Source organism: Streptomyces sp. NPDC101194, from assembly GCF_044767885.1.
Taxonomy (GTDB): Bacteria; Actinomycetota; Actinomycetes; order Streptomycetales; family Streptomycetaceae; genus Streptomyces.
Window position 1 is genome coordinate 1,102,464 of record NZ_JBIWOS010000002.1, and the last position, 25,700, is coordinate 1,128,163.

Here is a 25,700-nt window from a genome sequence, read left to right on the forward strand (position 1 = left end):
AGGCTCAAGGCCATGAGCGACACCCCGGACAGCGCCGTCCGTACGTACACCGAGCAGCACCGCACAGCCTTCCTCGACGACCTCGCCGACTGGCTGCGCATTCCGTCCGTATCCGCCCAGCCGGTCCACGACGGGGACGTACGACGCAGCGCCGAGTGGCTGTCCGCCAAGCTCAGGGAGACCGGCTTCCCGGTCAGCGAGATCTGGGAGACGCCCGGCGCGCCCGCGGTCTTCGCCGAGTGGCCGTCCGACGACCCGGACGCACCGACCGTTCTCGTCTACGGGCACCACGACGTGCAGCCCGCCGCACGCGAGGACGGCTGGGACACCGACCCGTTCGAGCCGGTGATCCGCGACGGCCGTATGTACGGGCGGGGCGCCGCCGACGACAAGGGGCAGGTGTTCTTCCACACCCTCGGTGTGCGGGCCCACCTCGCCACCACCGGCCGCACCACCCCCGCCGTCCACCTCAAGCTGCTGATCGAGGGCGAGGAGGAGTCCGGCTCCCCGAACTTCCGCGCGCTGGTCGAGGAACGGGCCGCCCGGCTCACCGCCGACGCGGTGATCGTCTCCGACACCGGCATGTGGGACGAGAAGACCCCCACGGTCTGCACGGGCATGCGCGGCCTCGCCGAGTGCGAGATCGAGCTGCACGGTCCCGAGCAGGACATCCACTCCGGTTCGTTCGGCGGCGCCGTCCCCAACCCGGCGACCGCCGTGGCCCGGCTCGTCGCCGCCCTGCACGACGCGGACGGCCGGGTCGCGATCCCCGGTTTCTACGACGGCGTGACGGAACTCACCGACACCGAGCGCGCGCTCTTCGCCGAACTGCCCTTCGACGAGGCCACCTGGCTGCGTACCGCCAGGTCTCGGGCGGCGTCGGGCGAGGCCGGCTACTCCACGTTGGAACGCGTCTGGGCCCGCCCCACCGCCGAGGTCAACGGCATCGGCGGTGGCTACCAGGGCGCCGGCAGCAAGACGATCATCCCCTCCTCCGCCCTCGTGAAGATCAGCTTCCGGCTGGTCGCGGGCCAGGACCCCGATCACGTCCAGCAGGTGGTACGAGCCTGGGCCGAGGCGCAGATCCCGGCCGGCGTCCGCCACCGGATCACCTTCGCGCCCGCCACCCGCCCCTGTCTGACACCGCTGGACCACCCGGCCCTGCAGGCCGTGGCCCGCGCCATGGGACGGGCCTTCGGCCAGAAGATCCTCTTCACCCGCGAAGGAGGCTCCGGGCCCGCCGCCGACCTGCAGGACGTGCTCGGCGCTCCCGTCCTCTTCCTGGGCATCTCCGTACCGTCCGACGGCTGGCACGCCCCCAACGAGAAGGTCGAAATCGACCTTCTGCTCAAGGGCGTGCAGACGACCGCCCACCTCTGGGGCGAGCTGGCCGTCGCACTCCGCTGAATCCTCTGAACACCCGATCCATCCCGGGGGAGTAGGAAGCACCTGTGAGCACCTTCGACAACGCCACCGCAGACCGGCCCATCGGTCTCACCGCGCCCAGCGGCATCGACCGCGCGGCGCACCACCGCCTCGACGAGGCGTGGCTGTCCGCCGCCTGGAGCCACCCGACAACCCGTGTGTTCGTCGTCTCCGGCGGGCAGGTGCTGATCGACGACACGGCCGACGGCGGTACGGAGATCGTCATGACCCCGGCCTTCGAGGCCCCGGTCACCGAGACCCACCGCTACTTCCTCGGCACCGACGAGGACGGCGTCAGCTACTTCGCGCTGCAGAAGGACTCCCTGCCCGGCCGCATGGACCAGCCGGCCCGCCCGGCGGGTCTGCGCGAGGCCGGACTGCTGCTCGGCCCCCGCGACGCGGGCCTGATGGTGCACGCGGTGGCCCTGGAGAACTGGCAGCGCCTGCACCGCTTCTGCTCCCGCTGCGGCGAGCGCACGGTCATCGCGGCGGCCGGTCACATCCGGCGCTGTCCGGCCTGCGGCGCCGAGCACTACCCGCGGACGGACCCCGCGGTCATCATGCTGGTGACGGACGAGCAGGACCGTGCCCTGCTGGGCCGCCAGGTGCACTGGCCCGAGGGCCGCTTCTCGACGCTCGCGGGTTTCGTCGAGCCGGGGGAGTCGATCGAGCAGTCCGTGGCCCGCGAGGTCTTCGAGGAAGCGGGCGTCACGGTCGGCGAGGTCGAGTACATCGCCAGCCAGCCCTGGCCGTTCCCGTCCAGCCTGATGCTGGGCTTCATGGCGAGGGCGACCTCCTCCGAGATCAATGTGGACGGCGAGGAGATCGAGGAGGCCCGCTGGTTCTCCCGCGAGGACCTGACGGCGGCCTTCGAGTCGGGCGAGATCATGCCCCCGTACGGCATCTCGATCGCGGCCCGCCTGATCGAGCTCTGGTACGGCAAGCCGCTCCCGAAGCCGGGCGCCGTCGGCTGACCTGCCGACCGGCATCGGCCGACGGACGGCTCACGCGCTACGGAACGCCCCCTCCGGCGCTGCTCGACCGGAGAGGGCGTTCGCGTACCGCGGAGCGGGTCAGACGGCCAGCGCCTGCTTGACCTGGGCCAGGGACGGGTTCGTCATGACGGCCTCGACACCTGTGGAGCCGACCACCAGGACGGTGGGAACCGTCTGGTTGCCCCCGTTGGCCTTCTCGACGAAAGCGGCGGACTCCGGGTCCTGCTCGATGTTGATCTCGTTGTAGGCGATGCCCTCGCGGTCCATCTGACCCTTGAGCCGACGGCAGTAGCCGCACCACGTGGTGCTGTACATCGTCACAGTGCCCGGCATGTCTTCGCGCTCCCTTGTCTCATCAGTCTTCTCAGACCTGTCGTCTGACTCATCCGTCTCATCCGTCACGCGGAGAAGCTGGAAAGTGCGTTGCCGCACGGAAAGGCAACGTACGCGAGCCGACCACCATTCCCGCTGCCGCCCCTCTGTCGCACGGCGGACCGGCCCCCGGCATCGAACCGCCGCCTTCGTGTCGAGGAGCGCGACCCTCGTGTCCGGGGGCGCCACCTTCGTATCCCGCATCGCGATCCTCGTACCGCATCGCGATCCTCGTAACGCAACGCCGCCACTTTCCTGGCCGGGACTGCCACCCCCGTACGGGACCCTCGTTCCCGCAGGGGACCGAGACTCCCGCATTAGTACGACAGATGCTGCCCCCCTGTGGACAACCTTCGCACCGGCCTCTTGCGACCTGGCAGCATGGCGGGGTGACAGCAGCAACGCATTCCTCCCTCTTCCCGCAGGTCCCCGAGTCGGCCGACGCCGTGCTCGACGGCCTGGACCCCGAGCAGCGCGAGGTCGCCACGGCCCTGCACGGCCCGGTGTGTGTGCTGGCCGGAGCCGGTACGGGCAAGACGCGTGCGATCACCCATCGCATCGCCTACGGAGTGCGCGCCGGAATACTTCAGCCGACGAGCGTGCTCGCCGTCACGTTCACCAACCGGGCCGCGGGCGAGATGCGGGGACGGCTGCGCCAGCTCGGCGCCGGCGGGGTGCAGGCGCGGACGTTCCACTCCGCCGCCCTGCGCCAGCTCCAGTACTTCTGGCCGAAGGCGGTCGGTGGTGACCTGCCCCGGCTGCTGGAGCGCAAGGTACAGCTGGTCGCCGAGGCCGCGGCCCGCTGCCGCATCCGCCTCGACCGCAACGAGCTGCGCGATGTCACGAGCGAGATCGAGTGGTCCAAAGTCACGCAGACCGTGCCCGCGGACTATCCGGCCGTGGTCGCCAAGATCCAGCGGGACGCCCCGCGCGACCCGGCCGAGATCTCCCAGATCTACGCGATGTACGAGCAGCTGAAGCGCGACCGCTCGGTGATCGACTTCGAGGACGTGCTGCTACTGACCGTCGCCATCCTTCAGGACCGCCACGACATCGCCGATCACGTCCGCCGTCAGTACCAGCACTTCGTGGTCGACGAGTACCAGGACGTCAGCCCTCTCCAGCAGCGGCTGCTCGACCTCTGGCTCGGCGACCGGGACACCCTGTGCGTCGTGGGTGACGCCGGCCAGACGATCTACTCCTTCACCGGAGCGACCCCCGACCATCTGCTGAACTTCCGCACCCGCCACCCCAACGCGACGGTGGTCAAGCTGGTCCGGGACTACCGCTCCACCCCCCAGGTCGTCCATCTGGCCAATGGACTCCTCGGCCAGGCCCGCGGCCGGGCCGCCGAGCACCGGCTGGCACTGGTCTCTCAGCGCGAACCCGGTCCCGAACCCGTCTACACGGAGTATGCGGACGAGCCCGCGGAGGCGGAGGGCACCGCGCGCCGCATCCGCGATCTGATCGCCGCGGGGGTCCCGGCCGGCGAGATCGCCGTGCTCTACCGCGTCAACTCCCAGTCCGAGGTCTACGAACAGGCCCTGGCCGACGCGGGCGTGCCGTACCAGCTGCGCGGAGCGGAGCGCTTCTTCGAACGGGCGGAGGTACGCGAAGCGGGCGTCGCCCTGCGCGGGGCGGCCCGCGCAGGGGGCAACGACTCCCTGCTCGACGACGCGGAGGGGCTGCCGGCGGAGGTCCGCGCTGTGCTGTCCACCAAGGGGTGGAGCCCGGAGCCGCCCGCGGGATCCGGGGCGGTGCGGGACCGCTGGGAGTCCCTTGCCGCGCTGGTCCGGCTCGCCGAGGACTTCGAACGGGCCAAGCCGGGCGCGACGCTCTCCGATCTGGTGGCGGAGCTCGACGAGCGCGCCGCCGCGCAGCACGCCCCCACGGTCCAGGGGGTCACTCTCGCCTCGCTGCACTCGGCGAAGGGCCTGGAATGGGACGCGGTCTTCCTGGTCGGGCTGACCGAGGGCATGATGCCGATCACCTACGCCAAGACCGACGAGCAGATCGAGGAGGAGCGCCGACTGCTGTACGTCGGCGTCACCCGCGCCCGCTTCCACCTCGCGCTGTCATGGTCGCTGTCCCGCTCGCCCGGTGGCCGCGCCGGAAGGCGCCCGAGCCGGTTCCTCAACGGACTGCGCCCCGGCTCCGTGCCGCTCGGTACGCGCGGCACGGCTGGTGGCGGCGGGATCGAACGGGGCCCCGGCCCGGTCGCCAAGCGCGGCCGGCGCGGCCCTGCCCGGTGCCGGGTCTGCGGCAAGACCCTGACCGACGCGGGCGAGATGAAGCTGATGCGCTGCGACGACTGCCCGTCCGACATGGACGAGGCGCTGTACGAGCGACTGCGCGACTGGCGGGCGGTCCGGGCGAAGGAGATCGGTCAGCCCGCGTACTGCGTGTTCACGGACAAGACACTGATGGCGATCGCCGAGGCGGTGCCGGGCAGCGCGGGTGAGCTGGCCGGGATCTCCGGTGTCGGCGCGCGGAAGCTGGACCGCTTCGGGACCGCGGTACTCGCCATTTGCGCAGGTGAGACGGTGGAGGACGAGCTCGCGGACCACGTTGACGAGGTGTGAGAAAAATTCGTCGAAAAAATAGTTTGCGCCCGCCCCAGTCATCACCATAGGTTCTTAACCACGGGAACAGCGGCTTCTCTGAAGCCCTGGCCCTGTGCTGTACTTATCCGAATACGTAGGACCGGCCCGCCGGTCCCCCCGAGACGCCGAGAGGAGGCGATTGAAGTGATCAGCATCATCAAGACCAACAAAATGACCGATCCCTCGGTCGTCTCCGCCTGCTCGCTCGGCCTCGCCTGCTCTTCGAAGTCCTCGCTGCGTGGCACCGGTATGTCCGGCATTTCCGCCGTCAGCCCGCTGTCCCTGTCGAGCTTCCCCGTGCAGGAGCGCAATGAGCGACCGACCCAGGCACCGGCAGCAGCAGTAGCGAAGGGACAGGCCCAGGCCTATGCCTTTGCGGCCGTCGGTGCAGGAGCGGAATCCGGCGCCAAGAAGCAGATGACGCATCACACGATGTGGGCCTTCCGTGGGCCTGAACCCTGGAGTGATCCAGCCTGATTTATCATCAGGCCGGCGCCTTCAGGGCCGCGGAACCCCACTCGGGATCCGCGGCCCTTTTGTTTTGTCCAAACGGACGAGACGGCGAGAAGGAGCCTCGGGACGAGCAACACCCGGTACCAGCCGCCCCCCGGCCAACAGGCCGGAACGACCAGACGAGGACACCACCCACCGTGCAACTCGAAGCGCACGCCCCGTCCGTACCGCCTTCCGACACGATCCCGCCGCCCGGCCTCACGGAGGACTCCACCTTGACCCCCCTCACCGCGCTCACCGCGCTCGACGACGCCATCGAGAACCTCGGCGTGCCCGTGCCCTGCCGCTCCTACGACCCGGAGGTCTTCTTCGCCGAGTCGCCGGCCGATGTCGAGTACGCCAAGTCCCTCTGCCGCACCTGCCCGCTCGTCGAGGCGTGCCTCGCCGGCGCCAAGGAGCGCCGGGAGCCGTGGGGCGTCTGGGGTGGTGAGCTCTTCATCCAGGGCGTCGTCGTCGCTCGCAAGCGGCCGCGTGGTCGTCCGCGCAAGAACCCGGTCGCGGCGTGATCGCCGGACTGGGGGTCACGGCCCCCAAACCCATGAAGCGCGTCGGAACCATCGACCGTCCCCACACCCACGATCCCCGAAACCAGGCCCCGATGTCCGTCCCCACGAATGAGCCCGTCGGCTCCGCAACACCGAACGCCACCATCATCGGCGCGAACGACTCGCGTCAGAACAGGACCCGCGAGATGCAACTCATCCCAGAAGCCCTGGCGCGTGCGCATATGCACGACCGCCTGAGGGAGGCCGACACGCAACGCCAGGCCGTACGCCTGGTCGCCGCGCGCCGGATGCAGCGCCGGGCGGAGCGTGCCTCGATGCGCGCCCGCCGTGCGCTGGCCATGGCGGTCATGCACTAGTCGAGCCGAACTCCAGCAGCACCCGCTGCCGGGCAGCCGCTCTGCCCGGCAGCAGACAGTACCCACAGTCAGTACCCCTTCCGCGGGGCCGGTCCGGACGGGCCGGCCCCGCGGTCGTGGTGTGTGGTGCCGCGCGGCACAGCGGCGACGGAGTTATCGTCACGAGGTGGACGAGGAGACTCATCACCGGATTCAGCAAGCCGCGCGCAGGGACGCAGCAGTGATCACGTGTGCTCTGTGCGACACCTCCACCGACGGCGAGACCGCACCGCCGACCTGGATCTGCTCCGTGGAGAACGGCGGACGCCAGTACTTCTGCGAGACGTGCGCGCGCACCCACATCAGAGCCATCGAGAGCCGTCTCGACTCCGCCTGGTGGTGAGCCCGGTGGTGACGGCCGAAGGAGTGCCGCTCAGGGATGGGACCGCCGGGGCGACACGGCCGGGGTACGGACCCCGAAGCAGTGACGCGACGGCGTGATGCCCAGGGCTCCGCGCCAGGTGCCGACCCCTACGCGCCGACGGCGCCGTCGCCCGCCAACTCCTCGATCAACGGCTCCTGCTGATTCTCCATCAGGAACCCCGGGAGCCATGATTCGAGTTCGTCGCGCAGCCGTACCGTCGCACCCAGCTGGCACAGCACCCCGATGGTGCTCAGCGTCACCCGGTGTATCAGCAGATAGGCGGGCGGCAGATTCAGCTGCTTGCCCAACTGGTGGGCGGGGGAGCGGGGGTCGGCGATCCGTGCCGCCTGATTGCGCATCCAGCTCCGGGTGAAGGTGAACTCCTCCACCTGAGCGGGCTCGATGATCGGGAGGAGATAGTCGAGCACCGCGTCCGGGTCGAGGTCGATCGAGTCCTTGACGAACCCCTCCCCGCGCAGGAGCTCGTACACCGCCACCGCCTCACCCGCCAGCGTCAGCCGCAGAGAATTCCCGATGGTCGGCGGCAGACCGCCCGGCAACCGGTCCACCGTGCCGAAGTCCATCACTCCGAGCCGCCACTGCCCGTCCTCATCGACCTCCTCGTCCGGAGGCAGCAGTCGGAAGTTGCCCGGATGCGGGTCCGCGTGGAGCAGACCGGTGCGCGCGGGCCCCGAGAAGAGAAAACGCGCCAGCAACTGACCGGCCCGGTCCCGCTGCTCGGGCGTGCCGTCCGCGATCACGTCGGCCAGCGGGACACCCTCCATCCACTCCGTCACCAGCACCTGATCGGACTGGTGCACCACGCCGGGGATCACGACATCCGGGTCGGCGGCGAATTCCTCGGCATGGTGACGCTGCGACCGTGCCTCCTGTTCGTAGTCCAGTTCCTCCGCGACCCGGTCGCGCAGTTCCGTGATGAGCGGCTTGATGTCCATGCCGGGGACCAACGGGCCGAGCAGTCTTGCGAACCTGCTGAGTTGAGTCAGATCCGAGAGCAGCGCCTCTCCCGCGCCCGGATACTGAACCTTCACCGCCACGTCCCGCCCGTCGTGCCACACCGCCCGATGCACCTGGCCGATCGAGGCGGCGGCCGATGGTGTGTCCTCGAATTCGAGGAACAGTTCCTGCCAGTCCTCGCCGAGCCGTTCCTCCAGTACCGCGTGCACCGTGGCGCTGGGCAGGGGAGGTGCGGCTTCCTGCAGTTTGGTGAGCGCAGCCCGGTACGGTCCGGCGACCTCCTCCGGCAGTGCCGACTCGAAGACGGACAGCGCCTGACCCAGTTTCATCGCCCCGCCCTTCAACTCGCCCAGGACCTTGAAGAGCTGATCCGCGGTTCGCTGCTGCACCTCCCGGGCGACCAGCTCCGCCGACTTCCCACCGATCCGCTTGCCCAGACCCCACGTGGCGCGGCCGGCGAAGCCCAGTGGCAGGGCGGCCAATTTGGCGGTACGGGTGACCGCTTTCCGGGGAAGATCAGACATGAGCCCCTCCAAATCCCAGACTGCCGTACCGCGTGCGGCGGTTACCCGGCCATTGTGTCGTGCGCCGCGTCGACCGCGGAGGCGCGCTCCCTCCCAGTGTGCCCAGCCGCTCCGCAGGAGCAGTCGAGGTGTGCCGGGATCCGCTCGGACCGCCAGTCCAACAGCGGCAGCGCCGCTTCCCACCGGGTGCCCGTACTGGCGGGCAGTTCCCCGTCCAGAAAGGACAGCGCGTGCGCGGCCGCGAGGCCTGCCACCGCCGTCGCCAGCGCCAGATCACAGGCCTGCACGGCGGTGCGCCGCCCGGACTGCCACTGGGACAGCATTCTGGTCCACTGTTCGTCCCCGTCCGCGCGATCCAGCGCCAGACAGCCCGCGCATGCCGTACCCCCGGGCAGGACCAGGGGCCCGACCACTCCGGTCGCCTCCATCACTCCGGCATAGAGATGGGGTGTTCCCGAAGTGATCCAGGGTTCGGCCGTGCGCGGGTCGGGGACGTACACCCCGAGCCCGTCGCGAGGGGCGACCACGATCAGCGAGAGCCCCGGCTCGCCACCTGCGCAGGACGCCGCCGCTTCCGCTTCCCGTGGAGCCGAACCGGCGGCAGCCCTGCGCACCAGTTGGCGGGCGGCGGTGTCCCTGCGTTCCCCGACCGCTGCCGGTGGCAGTCCGCCGGGTGAGACGTCCCACGGCTCCGTGTGCCCACCGTCCAACACCTCCACCCGGCCCACCCCGGAACCGGACAGCATCGCCGCGATCGCGGCACCGACCCGCCCGGCGCCCCGCACCTGGACCCGCATCGCCCGGCGGGCGGCCAGCCGCCGCATCCCGCCGCCCGGCTCCGGATGGACGACGGAGAGCGATGCCAGATCGGGACGGTGCCGCTCCAGGACACCGGGCCGCTTCCGTAGCGCATCGATCTCCGGGCCGGCAGGCCGTACGTCGTCGATCAGCCCGGCGGCCGTCAAGCGCTCTACCAAAGTGTCCATTTGATGGTCCGACAGGTTCAGTGCCCGCGCTTCTTCGCGCAGCAACGGGAGGCCGCGCGTACCGTCGAGCAGTTCCAGAAAACAGCCCGTGGAGATATCCATCGGACCGAGCTTGACCGCATGAGCGGGTGTCACCCCGAATTGCACGGTGCCTCGGCCGCGCCAGGCGCGGCGCAGTGCGGGCTTCAACATCGGATACACGGCTTCCCCCGGTCTGTGTTCCATGATCTCTGTGCGTGGGCTGCGTCCGGATCTCCGCGAGATCCGTTGTCAGAATGCAGGCGGACGTCGAGGCGTGCAGAAAGTTGTCCACAGGTGCGGGTATTAGTCGTTCAAATGGTGCATGCCGCGGAGCGGATCACGCGCGAACCGTCCCGGAGGCGGGACTTCCCCCACTGACACCGGGTAACGTCGTGGCGTGCCCGCCGACCCTTCTCCCGGAATCGCCGGGGAGTCCCCCGTGCGCAGCGCCGGAACCCATCAGCGCAGCGCGGCAGACCGTCCGCCCCGCGCCTCGGCAACGAGCGCGGTCGAGGTCCGCAGGAGCAGACGCCGCAGCAGAACGGTTTCCGCGTACCGGGAGGGGAATCGCACCATCGTGCTCATCCCCGCCCGGATGTCGGCGGCCGAGGAGCAGCGGTGGGTGAACGTGATGCTCGACAAGCTCGCGGCCCAGGAGAGCAAACGCGTCCTCGGCGACAGCGAACTGGCCGAACGGGCCGCGCGGTTGTCCGCCCAGTATCTCGAGGGGCGGGCCAGACCCGTGTCGGTGCGCTGGGTGACGAACCAGAACACCCGGTGGGGGTCCTGCACCCCGGCGGAGGGCAGCATCAGGCTGTCGCACCGACTGCAGGGCATGCCCGAGTACGTCGTCGACTACGTACTGGTCCATGAACTGGCCCATCTGCTCGTCCCCGGTCACGGTCCACGCTTCTGGCGGCTGCTGGAGGCGTATCCGCGCACCGAACGCGCCCGCGGCTACCTGGAGGGCGTGGTGGCGGCCGACCGGCTGCCGCATCTGCCCGCCGCACGCGGTGAGTGACGTTCGGCGGTTCTGTACCGGGTGTGTACCGGCTTGGCCCAACGCCGGAGATTGCGGTTAGCCTGGCGCGACGCATTCACATTCGGGATGGGGGACGGTCGTTACGCATGGCCAGGGAATTCCAGCGCGGCCACAAGGCCAAGATCAGCGATCTCACGCCGGGGACGGACCTGTACGTAGGTGTGCAGATCGCCGGCCCGGGACTGACCTTTGACATCAGCTGCTTCGGGCTCGATGCCAATGAGCAGCTCTCCGACGACCGGTATTTCATCTTCTTCAATCAGCCTAAATCGCCCGAGGAGTCCATTCAGCTCCTCGGTGCCCAGGCCGGTGACACCGAGTCGTTCCGCGTCACCCTGGACCGCATTCCGGCGAACATCCACAAGCTGTCGTTCACCGCCACGGTCGACGGCGCCGGCCAGATGTCCCAGGTCGGTCCCGGATACATCCGAATCGTCGCGGGCGGCGAGGAAGTCGTCAGGTACGCCTTCACCGGTTCGGAGTTCACCACCGAGCGCGCGGTGATGCTGGGAGACTTCTATCTGAAGGACGTCTGGCGGTTCGCCGCCGTCGGGCAGGGTTTCGACGGTGGTCTGGAAGCGCTGCTGAAGAACTTCGGCGGCGAGGTCGCCGAGGAGGAGCCGGCGGCGCCTCAGCCGCAGGCCGCCGTTCCGTCCTTCGCGCCGCCCACCCAGGCCGCCGCACCGGCGCCCGCCCCGTCCTTCGGCGCCCCGGCCGCACCGCAGGCGCCCCAGGCTCCACCGCCGACCCCGACCTTCGGTGCCCCCGACCCGCAGCAACAGATCCACAACGCGCCGACGATGGTGGCGCCGATGACCCCCATGGCACCGCAGGGCGGCACTGTTCCTCCACCCGCACCCGCACCCGCGCCGTACGGACAACCGGGCGGGCAGCCGCAGTTCGGTCAGGTTCCCGGCCCGCCCGTGCCCGCGCCCGCGCCCTATGGCCGGCCGACCCCCGCCCCGTACGGTCAGCCGACGCCCGCGCCCTACGGTCAGCCGGCTCCGGCTCCGTACGGACAGCAGCCTCCCGGCATGGCCCCGGGGGTGCCGCAAGGCCTGCCGCAGTCCGGTGGCGGGCTTCAGGCGGCCGTCAACCTCTACAAGGAGGTGCCGACGGGTCAGCGCTGGACCGCGCAGAACAAGCAACTGGTGCGTGTCGACCTCGGCCAGGACGGCGCCCCCGTCCTGGCCCGTCAGGGCAGCATGGTCATGTACCAGGGCAAGGTCGACTTCGGCTACAAGGGAGCGGGCTTCGCCGGCCGGATCGTCGGGAACGCCACGGGCCAGGAGATGCAGCTCATGCGCTGCACCGGCCGCGGCCAGATCTTCCTCGCGGAGGACAGCGCCCATCTGCACCCCATCGAGCTGCAGGGCGACAGCATCTGCGTCTCCGCCGAGCGTGTCCTCGCCTTCGACGAGTCCCTCCAGTACGAAGTGCGGAGGATCGAAGGGCACGGCATCCCGGGCGGCGCGCTGTTCACGATGCTGTTCCAGGGAACCGGCACGGTCGTGGTGATGACGCACGGCACTCCGGTCGTCCTGCCCGTGACGCCCACGACCTTCGCCGACAGCGACGCGATCGTGGCCTGGTCCGCCGCATCGCAGGTCATCGTCTCCAGCCAGGTGCGGCTGCGCTACAACGCCTACCCGGGACACAGCGGGGAGTCGGTGAACCTTCAGTTCCGGGGCGCCCCGGGCAACTTCATCGTCGTCCAGCCGTACGAGGTCTGAGGAAGCCGAGGAATGAACCAGCAGCTCGCGGGGTACGCCCCCGCACCGGTCACAGCCCGTATGGAGAATCACGGCAGCGCCATGCTGAAGGTGGCCATGGCCACGGGGCAGGACCTCCTCGCCCGGGTGGGCTCGATGGTCGCGTACGAGGGATTCATCCAGTACGAACCGAATCCGCCTGCCGTACGCCAGATCGCCCGTGACTGGATCACCGGTGAGGGTGCCCCGCTCATGAAGTGCAGCGGGGACGGACTGCTGTACCTGGCCGACTACGGTGCCCATGTCGTGGTCGTCCACCTCGACAACGAGGCGCTGTCGGTCAACGGCACCAACGTCCTCGCCTTCGACGCCCAGCTCCAGTGGGGCGTGGAGCGCGTCAAAGGGATGGCCAAGTTCGCCGGCCAGGGCTTGTGGAACGTGTCCCTCTCGGGCACCGGCTGGGTCGCCCTGACCTCGCGCGGAACCCCTGTCGTCGTCAACTGCGGGAGCGGTGAGGACGAGACGTATGTCGACCCCGACGCGCTGGTGGCCTGGTCCCCGAACCTCAAGGTGAAGGGCAAGCGCAGCTTCAAGGCGGCCTCCTTGATCGGCCGCGGCAGCGGCGAGGCCTATCAGATGGCCTTCTCCGGTCAGGGCATCGTCGTCGTACAGCCGAGCGAGGACAGCACCGACCGCCTGCGGGCCCGGGGCTGAGGGAGCGAGAAGACACCATGCAGAGTCCGCTTTTCCACCACACCGAACAGCAGTCCGCGGACCGCTACGTCCTGCAGAACGCGCAGATGCTCCGGGTGACGCTGAGCGGTCACGACGACATCCTGGCCCGCAAGGGCAGCATGGTCGCGTACCAGGGACTGGTCGAGTTCGACGGGGAGTACCAGTCGCGGGGGCAGAGCCACTCCCGTGCCCACACCGGTGAAGGCCTCGATCTCATGCGGTGCTCCGGCCAGGGCACCGTCTTCCTCGCCAATCTCGCGCAGTACGTGCACGTGGTGGATGTCGACCACGACGGGCTGACCGTCGACAGCGCCTATGTGCTCGCACTGGACTCGGGGCTGCATCACGAGGTCATCGCGGTGGACAGCCAGTACGGCATCGCCGGCACCGGCAAGTACCAGCTCAACATCTCCGGGACCGGCAAGGTCGCCCTGATGACCTCCGGTCAGCCGCTGATGATGCAGGTCACGCCGGACAAGTACGTCAACGCCGACGCCGACGCGATCGTTGCCTGGTCCAGCTCCCTGCGGGTACAGATGCAGGCCCAGACGCACTCCTCGGGTGTCTGGCGGCGGCGCGGAAACACCGGCGAGGGCTGGGAGCTCAGTTTCCTCGGCCAGGGCTTCGCCCTGGTCCAGCCGAGCGAGGTGCTGCCCCCGCAGAACGCCCAGATCGGCCAGGGAATCCGTGCGCAGTACGGGATGGGCCAGCAGGGCGCCCACGGCCAGAACCAGAACAACGCCTGGAACTGACCGCGACGCACAGGTAGGGGCGAGGGGCGGTCTCCACGGAGACCGCATCTCGCCCCTACCGCATCTCGCCGCTACCGGCGCTGCTCCAGCGCGGCGCGGGCCCGCGTCATCAGTTGTACGACCGAGGTGTCGGCCACCGATGCGACCTCGTCGTACGCGAACCAGCGCAGGTCCAACGACTCGTCGCTGATCTGCTCCGTCGCACCCGCCGGTGCCAGCGCCGCGTACTGCACGTCCAGATGCCAGTGGCAGGGCGCGGGGATCCGATGGCGGTCCAGTGTCACCGGGCCGCCCGCCAGCAGGGTCAGGCCGCTGATGCCGGACTCCTCGGTGGCCTCGCGCAGCGCCGCGGCGGCCAGCGTGTTGTCCTGTCGTTCACAGTGGCCGCCCATCTGCAGCCACATCCGCAGTTTGCGGTGCAGGGTGAGCAGCACGCGCCCGCGCTCCAGGTCGACGACCAGTGCGCTGGCCGTCAGATGCCCGGCTCCGCAGGCCTTCCACATGCCGTCGGGATGCTCCGCCAGATGGTCCAGATAGACCTGACGCAGTTCCTCCTGGGCCGCATCCAGCGGGTTCTCGTACCCCTTCAGAACGAGAACGGCGTCGTCGTACAGGCTCACCGGCCGCTGTCGCCCTTGCCGTCGCTCCCGTGGCCGTCGGTTCCCTCGGAGCCGGGTTCGTCCGTGCCGGCCCCGGGCTGCTGCGGACCCTTCGCGGCCTCGCCGAGCATCTTGTCCAGCTCGGAGAAGTCCAGCTGCTCGTGGTGGACAAACCCGTCCGGATCGTCCAGATCCTGAGCGGTCGGCAGCATGTCGGGGTGCTCCCACAGGGCGTCACGCCCGTCGAGACCACGGGCGTCCGTGAGCGACGCCCACAGACGCGAGGCGTCGCGCAGCCGCCGCGGACGCAGCTGAAGGCCGATGAGCGTGGCGAACGTCTGCTCGGCCGGCCCACCGGAGGCGCGGCGCCTGCGCATGGTCTCGCGCAGCGCGTCCGCCGAGGTCAGACGGGACTTCGCGGCCTCGTGCACCACGGCGTCGACCCAGCCCTCGACCAGTGCGAGCGCCGTCTCCAGCCTGGCCAGGGCGGCCTTCTGCTCCGGTGTGTCCTCCGGCTGGAACATGCCCTGCTGGAGGGCGTCCTGCAGCTGCTCGGGCTGCGACGGGTCGAACTGGCCGACCACGTCCTCCAGCTTGCTCGTGTCGACCTTGATGCCGCGGGCGTATCCCTCGACGGCGCCGAACAGATGGGAGCGCAGCCACGGAACATGAGCGAAGAGCCGCTGGTGGGCGGCCTCGCGCAGGGCGAGATACAGCCGCACCTCCTCCTGCGGCACGCTGAGGTCCTTGCCGAACCTCTCGACGTTCAACGGAAGGAGCGCGGCCTTGCCCGCCGGGCCCAGCGGCAGCCCGATGTCGGTCGAACCGACCACCTCGCCCGCGAGCACACCGACGGCCTGCCCGATCTGCTGGCCGAACATCGCGCCGCCCATCGACCGCATCATGCCGATCAGCGGGCCAGCCATCGCCTGCATCTCCTCGGGCAGCACATCGCCCATGGCCAGACCGACGCGCTCGGCGACCGGGTCGACCAGCTTCTGCCAGGCGGGGAGGGACGCCTCGACCCATTCCGCGCGACTCCACGCCACGGTGGAGACCGAACCGGAGGGCAGCGACGTCACGCCGTCCAGCCAGAGGTCGGCCAGCCGCAGCGCCTCGTCGACCGCGGACCGCTCCGACGGGCCCACGCTCGCGTCCTTGGTGCCGTCCGGCGTGCCCTGCGAGACCGTCTGGCGAGCGATCTGCTTGGCCATGTCCCAGTTCACGGGACCGCCCTCGTAGCTCAGCATCTGGCCGAGCTGCTGGAAGGCCGCCCCCAGGTCGTTGGGGTTCATCGTGCCGAACATCGCCGCGAACGGGTTGTCCGCGCCCGCGCCCGGACCGAAGCCGAACGGGTTCGCCGACCCGCCCGAACCCTGCCCACCTCCGGTGGGGTCCTTCTTCTTGCCCTCGTCGCCGTTCTCCGGCTCCTCCGGCGGAAGGCCGAATCCGAATGGGGTGTCACTCACGGGTTTCCTCGGCTCGTAGGGCCGCCGGCTCGAACCGACGGCGACTGCCCGACATCACCATCCAGCGTAGACACCAAAAGTCCGCTCGGGGCCTCAGTGCTCCGCCGGCTCCCGGCCTGCGGCAGGATGGACGCCACCTGGTACGCACGCGTCATTCGGGTACGTACTGAAGACAACCGCTGGAGACGCCCGGTGAGTTCCCCAGATCCTCAGGTTCGCGCAGCGCGAAACCTGTCCGACCCCTCGACCGCGGACAAGCCCGCAAAAAGCCGCTCCAGGAACCGTGGCCCCGTCGTCGCGGTCACCGGTGCCGCGGGCGGCGTCGGTGAACTGCTCACGGCCCGCCTCGCGGCCTCCGAGGAGATCAAGCAGGTCATCGCCATCGATGAACGCCGCAGAGGCGTCTCCGAGGCGACCTGGCACATCCTCGACGTCCGGGACCCCGCGATCGCGGAGAAGCTGCGTGGCGCAGATGTCGTGGTGCATCTGGCGCTCGATCTCGACCTGGAGACCGACCCCGCGGCCCGTACCGCCTACAACGTTCGCGGCACCCAGACCGTGCTGACGGCCGCCGCGGCCGTGGGCGTCCACCGGGTCGTGCTGTGCACCTCGGCGATGGTCTACGGGGCACTGCCGGACAACGACATCCCGCTCGCCGAGGACGCCGAGCTGCGCGCCACGGCCGAGGCCACGGGCGTGGGCGACCTCCTGGAGATCGAGCGGCTCGGCCGCCGCGCACCCCGTGCCCACCCGGGACTCAACGTGACCGTGGTCCGGCCGACCGTCCTGGTCGGCGGCACGGACACCGCGCTGACCCGCTACTTCGAGTCGCCACGTCTCCTGGTCGTCGCCGGATCTCGGCCCACCTGGCAGTTCTGCCACGTCGACGACCTGGTCACGGCCCTGGAGTACGCGGCGCTGGAGAAGATCGACGGCGAGTTCGCGGTCGGCTGCGACGGCTGGCTGGAGCAGGAGGAGGTCGAGGAGCTCAGCGGCGTCCGCCGGATGGAGCTTCCCTCCGCCGTGGCCCTCGGCGCCGCGGCCCGGCTGCACAGGATCGGCCTCACTCCGTCCCCGGCGGGTGATCTGGCGTACACCATGCACCCCTGGGTGGTGAGCGTGAGCCGGCTGCACGACGTGGGCTGGCGCCCGAGCTGGACCAACGAGGAGGTGCTCGCCGCGCTCCTCGAGGAGGTCGAGGGCCGGCACACGGTCGCCGGGCGTCGTCTCGGCCGCAAGGACGCCACAGCGGCGGGTGCCGCCGGGGCGACCGTGGCGCTGCTCGGCACCGCCGCTCTGGTCCGCCGCGCCCGCAAGGCCCGCCGCCGCATCTGAGGCCGTCCCTCGATCCCCGAGGGATCGGCCCGCGGAGCCGGATGCCGTGCGACGCAAAGCGGAGGAGCGTCCTCCTGCCGGGCGTCGCCGGACGGCCCGACGGGCCGGCGAGCTGCCGAGGTCGTCGCCGTGCGCCCGCCGGACACCAGGGACGGCCCCGGCAGGAGCCCGGGGCGTCTGTAGAAGGCTCCAAGGTCAGGGGCGGTCCGCCGGTGGAAAACGCTATTCCGTGATGTCGGTGAGGTACGGCACCATGGGCCCCATGGCTCCCACCCACGACCACCCCGGCGAGCAGGCGGCGATCGACCCCATCCGGCTGCTGGCGATCCGCGACACACCGTTGTCGGTCGACGAGATCTTCCGGGCCGTCGGGGACGACGCCGCGGGTGGTACCGCGCTCTTCGTCGGTACGGTGCGCAATCACGACGGCGGTCAGGACGTCGGCGCGCTCGGCTACTCCTGCCATCCCTCGGCGCAGGACGAGATGCGCCGGGTGGCCGAGAAGGTGGCAGCGGAATTCCCGGTCCGGGCGCTGGCCGCCGTCCACCGAGTGGGTGACCTCCAAGTGGGCGATCTCGCCGTGGTCGTCGCCGTCTCCTGCCCGCACCGCGCGGAGGCGTTCGAGGCGTGCCGCAAGCTCATCGACGATCTCAAGCACGAGGTGCCGATCTGGAAGCACCAGCGTTTCTCGGACGGCACCGAGGAGTGGGTCGGAGCCTGCTGAGTGCAAGCCGATCGGGTGGTCATCCGCCCCGATTTGCGTAACAGCCCCCCTGCCGTGAGCGTTGATGCTGTAGATGGTTAATCTGCTGATCGGGCAGTTGCGGTCGCTCACGGGGTAGGGAGGTCGTCATGGCGGCACTCGTCTGGCTGCTGATTCCGCTTTTCGCCGCGCTCGGTGCCGCGATATGGGGAAGCTGGGCGGCCCGTAATCGCACGGCCGGTGATGTTTCAGAACTCGCCGGGTATGCCCGGTTCCGCAAGGCGATGGAGAAGTCGCACTCCGGTTCCGATGTTGTCTGACCCTCCTCCGAACGTACGCAGTCGCCAATCCGCAACGCGCTGCTGATCGCAGACGCCCTTCGGTACGGCTCCGATCCCTCTTCCCGCCTCGCGTGGACGGGCCCCGACGGTGCACTTACGTGCCCTTCCCGTACTGTCGTTCCATGCCACGCCGCACCGCGACGATGCTCGCCTCCACCCTGATCCTCATCGCGCTGCTCTGCGCAGGCGTGCTGATCAAAGTGCCGTATTCGGAGATGTCTCCCGGGCCGACCGTGAACACCCTCGGCAAGGTCGACGGTGAACCCGTCCTGCAGATTTCCGGGCACAAGACGTATCCGACGTCCGGCAATCTCAATATGACGACGGTCAGGGTCACCGGGGCCGACTACCGGATGAATCTCGTCGAGGCCGTCTACGGCTGGCTGGCCCACGACAGCGTCGTCGTACCGCACGACACCCTCTACCCCGACGGCAAGACCGAGCAGCAGTCGACGCAGGAGAACGCCGAGGAGTTCAGCCAGTCCCAGGAGAGCGCCAAGGTCGCGGCTCTGAACGAGATGGGGATCAAGGTGCCGTCGCGCGTCGTGGTCTCCACGGTCATCAAGGGCAGTCCGGCCCAGGGCAAGCTGCACGCCGGCGACGTGATCAAGCAGGTCGACGGTACGGCGGTCAAGCAGCCCGAGGACGTCGCGAAGCTCGTCACCCGCCACAAGCCCGGCGAGGAGGTCACGTTCACGATCATCCCGGCGAAGACGGCGAGGGCGGCGGAGAAGGCCGGCAAGGAGCCGGAGGGCACCCGGAAGATCGTCATCACCACCGCGAAGGCGCCCAAGGAGAACCGGGCGATCGTCGGTATCCAGGCCGGGACGGACCACACGTTCCCGTTCCGGATCGACATCAAGCTCGCCGATGTCGGCGGTCCGAGCGCCGGGCTGATGTTCTCCCTGGGCATCATCGACAAGCTGACGCCCACCGACCTCACGGGCGGCAAGTTCATCGCGGGCACCGGCACGATCGACGACAAGGGCAAGGTCGGCCCGATCGGCGGCATCAACATGAAGCTGGTCGGCGCGCGCAACGCGGGCGCCCGCTACTTCCTGACGCCGGACGAGAACTGCAAGGCCGCCGCCTCCGACACCCCGAGCGGACTGAAGCTGGTGAAGGTCGGGACGATCGACGACGCGAAGAAGTCGCTGGAGAAGATCCGGGCGGGGGACACGGCCGACCTGCCGAGCTGCTCGGCAGGCTGACCGCGTCTCTCGGGGGTGCGGCGGGAGTCAGGCCTCGAAGGTCGCGGCCAGTGCGTCGGCCAGGCCGGGCACCAGACCGGCGCCCGTCCGCACCTCGCTCGGGGAGTCCTTCTCGCGGAGCCGTACGGCCGCCTCGCGCGTACCGTCCCGGAGGACGGCCACGGTCATCCGCACCTCCTGGCGTTCCGGGTGCTTGGCGACCCACTTCGTCAGCTGGGCGTCGCTGAGACCCTCCGGTACGGAGGCCTCGGCGGACGGCGGCAGCATCAGCCGCTCCACCGTCATCGCGCACCCGATCACCGCGTCGGGCCAGGCGATCGTGGCGAGGAACTCGTCCAGGGCGGTGCCCGGCGGCAGCTCCTCCTGCTCGATGGGGGTGAGTGAGGCGGTCGGGGAGTCTGCGTTGTCGAGACCGAGCTGGGCGGCGAGGCCGGGCTCCTGGGCGCGCAGCCTGGCGGTGTCGACGAGAGCGAAGAGCCGGGCCGGCTGGTCCCAGCCGAGGCCGGAGATGTACTCGTCGATTTCGAGGACGGCGACGGTGAGAGGGCTCGCGGCCATCGGGGGGCCTGAGGGGGAAACGTTGGGCATGGCCAATATCCTGCCTCCTTCTGCCCCGGGAACGGGAACTAGGTAAAGCCTCAGTAAGTTGCATAGGTGGGCTCTACGATCGCTGGGCCCGCTCCACACGACCCGCGAACTTCGAGGTGCGCACGTTGGCTTTCCAGATGCCGGACCGCGGCGGAGGCCCGACCGGGCCACGGATCAGAGTCGGCCGCCCGTCCCGGCGCGCCCGTACCCTGCTCATGACACTGGGCGTCCTGGCGGTTCTCGCCATGGCGTTCGTCATGTTCGCCGGGTTCTGGACGGACTGGCTCTGGTACCGGTCGGTCGCGTATTCGTCCGTCTTCACCACCACTCTGTGGACCAAGATCGGGCTGTTTCTCGTCTTCGGACTGCTGATGGCGATCGCCGTCGGTCTGAACATCTGGCTCGCGTACCGGCTCCGGCCGCCGCTGAGCGCGATGTCGCTGGAACAGCAGAGCCTGGACCGCTACCGGATGAGTCTCGCCCCGTACAAGAAGTGGGTGCTGCTCGCGATCACCGCGCTCGTCGGACTGATCGCCGGGGCATCCGCCTCCGGCCAGTGGCGTACCTGGCTGATGTATGTGAACGGCGTGGCGTTCCACCAGAAGGACCCCCAGTTCCACCTGGACGTCTCCTTCTACGCGTTCGACCTGCCCTGGTACCGCTTCCTGCTGGGCTTCGGCTTCGCGGCAACGGTGCTCTCGCTGATCGCCGCCGCGCTGACCCACTACCTGTACGGCGGACTCCGCATCACCAGCCCCGGCGCGCGGGCCACCGGCGCGGCCACCGGCCATCTGTCGGTGCTGCTCGGTGTCTTCGTCTCGCTGAAGGCCGTGGCGTACTGGCTGGACCGCTACGGTCTGGCCGTGAAGTCCAGCGACTTCAAGGCCACGGACAACTGGACGGGCCTGCGGTACGTCGACGCCAACGCCTACCTTCCGGCGAAGACCATTCTGTTCTGCATCGCCGCGATCTGCGCCGTGCTCTTCTTCGCGACGCTCTGGCGCCGCACCTGGCAGCTTCCGATGATCGGCTTCGGCCTGATGGTGCTCTCGGCGATCCTGATCGGTGGGCTGTACCCGGCCATCGTGCAGAAGTTCCAGGTCCAGCCGAACGAGCAGGCCAAGGAAGCCCCGTTCATCCGGAAGAACATCGAAGCGACGCGTGACGCGTACGACATCGACAACGCGCAGGTGCACGACTACTCGGGCAAGAGCACGACGAACGACGACGCCAAGCTGCGCGCGAGCGCGGACGACGCCGCCAGTTACCGGGTGATGGACCCCAACGTCGTCTCTCCGGCCTTCCAGCAGCTCCAGCAGAAGAGGAACTACTACCAGTTCCCCAAGACGCTGGACGTGGACCGCTACAAGGACGCCGCCGGCAAGGACCAGGACACGGTCATCGGTCTGCGTGAGCTCAACCTCGACGGCATCCCCAAGCGCAACTGGATCAACGACCACTTCACCTACACCCACGGCTACGGGGCCATCGCGGCCCGGGGCACGACGACCGGCAAGAACCCGAAGGGTTCCCCGGACTTCACCGAGGCCGGTCTGCCCACCACGGGTGACCTGGGCACGTACGAGCAGCAGATCTACTACGGCGAGAAGACCGAGCAGTACTCCATCGTCGGTGGGCCCCAGAAGGAGCTCGACTACGAGGAGGACGGCGAGAAGACCACCAGCTATCAGGGCAACAGCGGGGTCAGTCTCTCCAATGCCTTCAACCGCGCCGCCTACGCGGTCGCGTTCAGCGAGCCGCAGATCCTCTACTCGGGGGCCATCGGCGACGGCTCCCGGATCCTCTACAACCGCACGCCCAAGGAGCGCGTCGAGGCGGTCGCCCCTTGGCTGACCATCGACGGCGATGCCTACCCGGCCGTGGTGAACCACCGCATCCAGTGGGTCGTCGACGCGTACACCACCACCAACGGCTACCCGTACGCCTCGCGTACGACGCTGGGCGACACCACGGCCGACTCGCTGACCACCAACCAGCGTGCGGTCGTCGCCCAGCAGAACCAGGTCAACTACATCCGCAACTCGGTGAAGGCCACCGTCGACGCGTACGACGGCACGGTCAAGCTCTACGAGTGGGACACCAAGGACCCGGTCCTCAAGACCTGGCGCAAGGCGTTCCCGGGGACCGTGCAGCCCAGGGCGGACATTCCGCAGCAGCTCATGGACCACCTGCGGTACCCGCAGGACCTGTTCAAGGTGCAGCGCGAGCTGCTCACCCGCTACCACGTCACGAACCCCGCCCAGTTCTACAGCGGCAGTGACGCGTGGCAGGTCCCGGACGACCCGACCCAGAAGGAGTCCGGCGCCGTCCCGCCGTACTACCTGAGCATAAAGATGCCGGACCAGCCGGCCCAGAAGTTCTCGTTGACCACGACGTTCACCCCGAAGGGACGGCCCGACCTCGGCGCGTTCATGGCGGTGGACGCGGACGCGGCGAGCAAGGACTACGGCACGATAAGGCTGTTGAGAGTCACCACCACGGTGAAGGGTCCCGGCCAGGTACAGAGTGAGCTCAACGGCAACGACGACGTGGCCGAGTTCGTGAGAAACCTCAAGGGGACCGACTCCGACATCGAGTACGGCAACCTGCTGACCGTGCCGCTCGAAGGGGGCTTCCTCTACATCGAACCGGTGTACACGCGCGGTGGCACGCAGAACTATCCGCTGCTGCGCAAGGTCGCCGCCTCGTACGGGTCGAAGACCGTCTTCGAGAACAGTCTCGGGGAGGCGCTCAACTCGGTCTTCGGCGTGACGGGTCCGGGCACCACCGAGCCACCCGCGGAGACCACCCGGCCACCGGGCACCACGCAGCCACCGGCCACCGGTGACGCGGCGCTGAAGAAGGCGATCGCGGACGCGCAGAAGGCCTACGCGGAAGGCGAGGCAGCCCTGAAGAAGCAGGACTGGGCCGCCTACGGCAAGGCCCAGGCGGATCTGCAGGACGCGCTGCAGCGTGCGGCGGCCGCCCAGCCCAAGTCGGGCTCCACGAGCGATACGGGCAAGTCCGGCAATACGGATAAGTCGTCCGGAACCGGTGATGGCTGAGTGACTCGGTAAAGGCTCACCCCCGCGTCGTGGTACGGTTTCACCACAACGACGCGGGGTGGAGCAGCTCGGTAGCTCGCTGGGCTCATAACCCAGAGGTCGCAGGTTCAAATCCTGTCCCCGCTACTGAAAGACGAAGGCCCGGATCCTTTCGAGGATCCGGGCCTTCGTCATGTTCTCGCGACTTTCTTGTGCGGAGTGCGTGAAGGGCGGTTCGCGGGGCACGAGTTGGGCCCGGGCGTGTTTGACTTATCTCTCTGTGGGCATGTCGACAAAACGCTGAAGTGACCTCACTGGCCGCGGTATACGAGCTGTACGCGGGTTGCAGGTGGTGCGACGATGGTATTTATGGGGGACAGGGCAACTCTGTTGGAGACAGGGCGGTTTGTGCAACGTCGCGTTCATCGGCCGGATAGCGTGACGAATGAGGCTTTTGATATTGCCGCCGGGGAGAGCAGCGAGACCGCCGAGAACACTGGGATCATCGGGACGACCGAGACTGCGGGGTGTGCCGCGACCGTCGAGAGCACAGAAAGCACGGAGAGCGCCGGGGCCGGGGAGGGCCTCGGGGTCCAGGAGACTTCCGAGAGCCCGGAGAGCGCCGAGAGCGAGGAGCGCCACCGTCGCGCGGCCGACGCGGGGGACACCACGTCGATGAGTGTCCTCGGCGCCCTGCTGCTGCGCCGCGGCGATCTGGACGGGGCCGAGCCGTATCTGCGCGGAGCCACCGCCGACGGCGACCGGGCCGCGGCCAACAACCTGGGCGTCCTCCTCCACCAGCGCGGGTACACCGATGACGCGGCCGGCTGGTGGCGTATCGCGGCCGTCGCCGGTTCCGCCGCCGCCGCGCACGCCCTCGGTCGCCACTACCGGGAGCGCGGCGACGAGCCCGGTGCCGAGTACTGGCTGCGGCAGTCCGCCGAACAGGGACACGCGCTGGGCGCCTACGCCCTCGCGGATCTGCTGGAACACCGCAGCGACGTCGGCGCCGAGCGGTGGCTGCGTGCCGCCGCCGAACAGGGGCACCGCGAGGCCGCCTACCGCCTCGCGCGCATGCTGGACCGCAACGCGGCCGACGACCCGCACGACGCCTTCGGCCGCCCGGGGCTCAGCCCCGGCCCCGGCGAGGGCGCCGAGCGCCCGGGTGCGGTCGGCCGGTCCGGGGCGCGCAAGGACGACGGCCCTGTGGCGGGTCCGGCGACCGGGCGCGTGGGTGAGGCCGAGCAGTGGTACCGGCAGGCCGCCGCGCGCGGCCACCGGCGGGCCGCCCTGCACCTCGGCGCCATCCTCGAACAGCGCGGCGAACCCAAGGAGGCCGGCCGCTGGTACCTGATCTCCGCGAAGGCCGGGGAGGCGCGGGCCGCCTGCGCGCTCGGATTCCTGCTGCGCGACGCCGGTGACGAGGAGAGCGCCGCCGTGTGGTGGCTGCGTGCCGCCCAGGACGGGGACGGGAACGCGGCCAACGCCCTGGGTGCCCTGCATGCCGCCCGCGGTGAGCAGCAGACCGCCGAGCGCTGGTACCGCGCCGCCATGGACGCGGGCGACGTCAACGGCGCCTACAACCTGGGGCTGCTCTGTGCGGCGCAGGACCGTACGCCGCAGGCCGAGCAGTGGTACCGCCGTGCCGCGTACGCGGGTCACCGCGAGGCCGCCAACGCGCTCGCCGTACTCCTGCTCCAGGCGGGCGACGCGACCGGCGCCGAGCCCTGGTTCTCCAAGGCCGCCGAGGCGGGCAGCGTCGACGCGGCCTTCAACCTCGGCATCCTGTACGCCGGGCGGGACGAGGACCGTACGGCACTGGTCTGGTACGAGCGCGCCGCGGCCGCGGGCCACACCGAAGCCGCGCTCCAGGTCGGCATGGCCCTGCTGCACCACGGCGAGGAGCAGGAGGCCGAGCGTCATCTGCGCTGCGCGGCGGGCGGCGGCAGCGCGGAGGCCGCCTTCCGGCTGGCCGGGGTGCTGGACTCGCGGCAGCCTCCGCCCGGCCCTCCGGCGCTCGGCGAGCCGATGCCGGAGAAGACCGAGTGCGAGGAGTGGTACGAGCGGGCCGCCGAGCAGGGGCACCGCCGTGCCCAGGTGCGCGTCGGGATGCTCGCGGCGGCCCGCGGCGACGTGGACAGCGCGGCCCGCTGGTACCGCGAGGCCGCCGAGGCGGGCAGCCGCAACGGTGCCTTCAACCTCGGGCTGCTGCTCGCCCGTGAGGGCAGTGAGCGGGAGGCCGCGCTGTGGTGGAGCCGCGCCGCGAACGACGGGCACGGACGGGCCGCCCTGCGCCTCGCCCTGCTGGCCGCCCGCCGCGGCGAGCTCACCGAGGGGCAGCGCTGGTGCGCGCGGGCGGTCGAGCTGGGTCCGGCGGAGGTTGCCGAGCGGGCCGCCCGGCTGCGGGAGGCGCTGCACCAGGAACTCACCGCGTAGGCGGGGCGGGGCGTTGTGGCAGTGGATCCCGGCGCCCGCGCGTCGGGCTCC

Annotated in this window: 23 protein-coding genes and 1 tRNA gene; 18 read left to right on the forward strand and 6 right to left on the reverse strand. The window is 69.8% G+C overall.

Translation table 11 applies throughout. From position 1 onward, the window contains the following. Nucleotides 1–12: 12 nt before the first annotated feature. Together ACIRP2_RS11710 and nudC are read left to right on the forward strand one after the other, a co-directional pair. A complete protein-coding gene (locus tag ACIRP2_RS11710; RefSeq protein ID WP_404248898.1) occupies nucleotides 13–1,407 on the forward strand; it encodes a dipeptidase in 1,395 nt (464 codons plus the stop codon). 44 nt (nucleotides 1,408–1,451) lie between these two features. After that, nucleotides 1,452–2,399 (forward strand): NAD(+) diphosphatase, encoded by a 948-nt coding sequence (gene nudC / locus ACIRP2_RS11715; protein WP_351075462.1) that lies wholly within the window; start codon nucleotides 1,452–1,454, stop codon nucleotides 2,397–2,399. A gap of 99 nt (nucleotides 2,400–2,498) precedes the next feature. Here nudC and ACIRP2_RS11720 read toward each other — a convergent pair whose 3' ends face one another. Next, complete coding sequence (locus ACIRP2_RS11720) at nucleotides 2,499–2,753, reverse strand: mycoredoxin (protein ID WP_266748401.1); 255 nt, start codon at nucleotides 2,751–2,753, stop codon at nucleotides 2,499–2,501. A gap of 368 nt (nucleotides 2,754–3,121) precedes the next feature. Between ACIRP2_RS11720 and ACIRP2_RS11725 the strand changes: the two genes are divergently transcribed. The 5 genes from ACIRP2_RS11725 (at nucleotide 3,122) to ACIRP2_RS11745 (ending at nucleotide 7,152) form a co-directional block, all read left to right on the forward strand. After that, nucleotides 3,122–5,374: an ATP-dependent DNA helicase UvrD2 gene (locus ACIRP2_RS11725; protein ID WP_404248901.1), complete on the forward strand. Its 2,253-nt coding sequence runs from the start codon at nucleotides 3,122–3,124 to the stop codon at nucleotides 5,372–5,374. 165 nt (nucleotides 5,375–5,539) lie between these two features. Continuing rightward, nucleotides 5,540–5,872: a hypothetical protein gene (locus ACIRP2_RS11730; RefSeq protein WP_404248903.1), complete on the forward strand. Its 333-nt coding sequence runs from the start codon at nucleotides 5,540–5,542 to the stop codon at nucleotides 5,870–5,872. Between the two features lie 173 nt (nucleotides 5,873–6,045). Then, entirely contained in the window at nucleotides 6,046–6,414 is a 369-nt protein-coding gene (locus ACIRP2_RS11735; RefSeq protein ID WP_362200603.1) for a WhiB family transcriptional regulator, read from the forward strand. Between the two features lie 32 nt (nucleotides 6,415–6,446). After that, a complete protein-coding gene (locus ACIRP2_RS11740) occupies nucleotides 6,447–6,770 on the forward strand; it encodes a hypothetical protein (RefSeq protein ID WP_351075610.1) in 324 nt (107 codons plus the stop codon). A gap of 220 nt (nucleotides 6,771–6,990) precedes the next feature. Then, nucleotides 6,991–7,152 carry a hypothetical protein gene (locus tag ACIRP2_RS11745; RefSeq protein ID WP_404248905.1) on the forward strand — a complete coding sequence of 54 codons (162 nt, stop codon included), beginning with the start codon at nucleotides 6,991–6,993 and terminating at the stop codon, nucleotides 7,150–7,152. 128 nt (nucleotides 7,153–7,280) lie between these two features. Here the strand turns inward: ACIRP2_RS11745 and ACIRP2_RS11750 are convergent, their stop codons facing one another. Both ACIRP2_RS11750 and ACIRP2_RS11755 read right to left on the reverse strand, forming a co-directional pair. Further along, nucleotides 7,281–8,675: an ABC1 kinase family protein gene (locus ACIRP2_RS11750; protein ID WP_404248907.1), complete on the reverse strand. Its 1,395-nt coding sequence runs from the start codon at nucleotides 8,673–8,675 to the stop codon at nucleotides 7,281–7,283. A gap of 41 nt (nucleotides 8,676–8,716) precedes the next feature. Then, nucleotides 8,717–9,862, reverse strand: a complete 1,146-nt coding sequence (locus ACIRP2_RS11755; protein WP_404249471.1) for a ThiF family adenylyltransferase — start codon at nucleotides 9,860–9,862, stop codon at nucleotides 8,717–8,719. A gap of 217 nt (nucleotides 9,863–10,079) precedes the next feature. Between ACIRP2_RS11755 and ACIRP2_RS11760 the strand changes: the two genes are divergently transcribed. From ACIRP2_RS11760 to ACIRP2_RS11775, 4 genes are all read left to right on the forward strand, one after another. Then, a complete protein-coding gene (locus ACIRP2_RS11760; RefSeq protein WP_404248909.1) occupies nucleotides 10,080–10,703 on the forward strand; it encodes a M48 family metallopeptidase in 624 nt (207 codons plus the stop codon). Between the two features lie 107 nt (nucleotides 10,704–10,810). Then, entirely contained in the window at nucleotides 10,811–12,457 is a 1,647-nt protein-coding gene (locus tag ACIRP2_RS11765; protein ID WP_404248911.1) for a TerD family protein, read from the forward strand. Nucleotides 12,458–12,469: 12 nt separating this feature from the next. Next, complete coding sequence (locus tag ACIRP2_RS11770; protein ID WP_404248913.1) at nucleotides 12,470–13,150, forward strand: AIM24 family protein; 681 nt, start codon at nucleotides 12,470–12,472, stop codon at nucleotides 13,148–13,150. Nucleotides 13,151–13,167: 17 nt separating this feature from the next. Next, a complete protein-coding gene (locus ACIRP2_RS11775) occupies nucleotides 13,168–13,923 on the forward strand; it encodes an AIM24 family protein (protein ID WP_404248915.1) in 756 nt (251 codons plus the stop codon). A 71-nt stretch (nucleotides 13,924–13,994) separates the two neighbouring features. Here the strand turns inward: ACIRP2_RS11775 and ACIRP2_RS11780 are convergent, their stop codons facing one another. Then, the gene (locus tag ACIRP2_RS11780; RefSeq protein ID WP_404248917.1) at nucleotides 13,995–14,543 is read right to left on the reverse strand and encodes an NUDIX hydrolase; all 549 of its coding nucleotides are present in this window, start codon (nucleotides 14,541–14,543) and stop codon (nucleotides 13,995–13,997) included. Further along, the gene (locus ACIRP2_RS11785; protein WP_404248919.1) at nucleotides 14,540–15,991 is read right to left on the reverse strand and encodes a zinc-dependent metalloprotease; all 1,452 of its coding nucleotides are present in this window, start codon (nucleotides 15,989–15,991) and stop codon (nucleotides 14,540–14,542) included. Before ACIRP2_RS11785 ends, ACIRP2_RS11780 begins: the two co-directional genes overlap by 4 nt. 192 nt (nucleotides 15,992–16,183) lie before the next feature. Between ACIRP2_RS11785 and ACIRP2_RS11790 the strand changes: the two genes are divergently transcribed. The 4 genes from ACIRP2_RS11790 (at nucleotide 16,184) to ACIRP2_RS11805 (ending at nucleotide 19,581) form a co-directional block, all read left to right on the forward strand. After that, nucleotides 16,184–17,326, forward strand: coding sequence for an SDR family oxidoreductase (locus tag ACIRP2_RS11790; RefSeq protein WP_404248921.1), 1,143 nt, complete (start codon nucleotides 16,184–16,186; stop codon nucleotides 17,324–17,326). Nucleotides 17,327–17,588: 262 nt separating this feature from the next. Continuing rightward, nucleotides 17,589–18,050 carry a molybdenum cofactor biosynthesis protein MoaE gene (locus ACIRP2_RS11795; protein WP_404248922.1) on the forward strand — a complete coding sequence of 154 codons (462 nt, stop codon included), beginning with the start codon at nucleotides 17,589–17,591 and terminating at the stop codon, nucleotides 18,048–18,050. Nucleotides 18,051–18,178: 128 nt separating this feature from the next. Continuing rightward, nucleotides 18,179–18,349, forward strand: a complete 171-nt coding sequence (locus tag ACIRP2_RS11800; RefSeq protein WP_404248924.1) for a hypothetical protein — start codon at nucleotides 18,179–18,181, stop codon at nucleotides 18,347–18,349. A 143-nt stretch (nucleotides 18,350–18,492) separates the two neighbouring features. Further along, a complete protein-coding gene (locus ACIRP2_RS11805) occupies nucleotides 18,493–19,581 on the forward strand; it encodes a PDZ domain-containing protein (RefSeq protein WP_404248926.1) in 1,089 nt (362 codons plus the stop codon). Nucleotides 19,582–19,608: 27 nt separating this feature from the next. On the opposite strand, the gene ACIRP2_RS11810 is transcribed toward ACIRP2_RS11805, so the two are convergent. Further along, nucleotides 19,609–20,169 carry a PPA1309 family protein gene (locus ACIRP2_RS11810; protein ID WP_404248928.1) on the reverse strand — a complete coding sequence of 187 codons (561 nt, stop codon included), beginning with the start codon at nucleotides 20,167–20,169 and terminating at the stop codon, nucleotides 19,609–19,611. Nucleotides 20,170–20,306: 137 nt separating this feature from the next. Between ACIRP2_RS11810 and ACIRP2_RS11815 the strand changes: the two genes are divergently transcribed. The 3 genes from ACIRP2_RS11815 (at nucleotide 20,307) to ACIRP2_RS11825 (ending at nucleotide 25,649) form a co-directional block, all read left to right on the forward strand. Next, entirely contained in the window at nucleotides 20,307–23,234 is a 2,928-nt protein-coding gene (locus ACIRP2_RS11815; protein WP_404249473.1) for a UPF0182 family protein, read from the forward strand. Between the two features lie 52 nt (nucleotides 23,235–23,286). Continuing rightward, nucleotides 23,287–23,360 (forward strand) — tRNA-Met (locus ACIRP2_RS11820). A 213-nt stretch (nucleotides 23,361–23,573) separates the two neighbouring features. Further along, complete coding sequence (locus tag ACIRP2_RS11825; protein ID WP_404248930.1) at nucleotides 23,574–25,649, forward strand: tetratricopeptide repeat protein; 2,076 nt, start codon at nucleotides 23,574–23,576, stop codon at nucleotides 25,647–25,649. The last annotated feature ends 51 nt before the right edge of the window (nucleotides 25,650–25,700 follow it).

Coding starts and splice junctions, on each gene's coding strand:
- ACIRP2_RS11710 (WP_404248898.1), top strand. CDS start 13: ATGAGCGACACCCCGGACAGCGCCGTCCGTACGTACACCGAGCAGCAC.
- ACIRP2_RS11720 (WP_266748401.1), bottom strand. CDS start 2,753: ATGCCGGGCACTGTGACGATGTACAGCACCACGTGGTGCGGCTACTGC.
- ACIRP2_RS11725 (WP_404248901.1), top strand. CDS start 3,122: ATGCTGCCCCCCTGTGGACAACCTTCGCACCGGCCTCTTGCGACCTGG.
- ACIRP2_RS11740 (WP_351075610.1), top strand. CDS start 6,447: ATGAAGCGCGTCGGAACCATCGACCGTCCCCACACCCACGATCCCCGA.
- ACIRP2_RS11750 (WP_404248907.1), bottom strand. CDS start 8,675: ATGTCTGATCTTCCCCGGAAAGCGGTCACCCGTACCGCCAAATTGGCC.
- ACIRP2_RS11765 (WP_404248911.1), top strand. CDS start 10,811: ATGGCCAGGGAATTCCAGCGCGGCCACAAGGCCAAGATCAGCGATCTC.
- ACIRP2_RS11770 (WP_404248913.1), top strand. CDS start 12,470: ATGAACCAGCAGCTCGCGGGGTACGCCCCCGCACCGGTCACAGCCCGT.
- ACIRP2_RS11775 (WP_404248915.1), top strand. CDS start 13,168: ATGCAGAGTCCGCTTTTCCACCACACCGAACAGCAGTCCGCGGACCGC.
- ACIRP2_RS11795 (WP_404248922.1), top strand. CDS start 17,589: ATGGCTCCCACCCACGACCACCCCGGCGAGCAGGCGGCGATCGACCCC.
- ACIRP2_RS11800 (WP_404248924.1), top strand. CDS start 18,179: ATGGCGGCACTCGTCTGGCTGCTGATTCCGCTTTTCGCCGCGCTCGGT.
- ACIRP2_RS11805 (WP_404248926.1), top strand. CDS start 18,493: ATGCCACGCCGCACCGCGACGATGCTCGCCTCCACCCTGATCCTCATC.
- ACIRP2_RS11810 (WP_404248928.1), bottom strand. CDS start 20,169: ATGCCCAACGTTTCCCCCTCAGGCCCCCCGATGGCCGCGAGCCCTCTC.
- ACIRP2_RS11815 (WP_404249473.1), top strand. CDS start 20,307: ATGCCGGACCGCGGCGGAGGCCCGACCGGGCCACGGATCAGAGTCGGC.
- ACIRP2_RS11825 (WP_404248930.1), top strand. CDS start 23,574: ATGGTATTTATGGGGGACAGGGCAACTCTGTTGGAGACAGGGCGGTTT.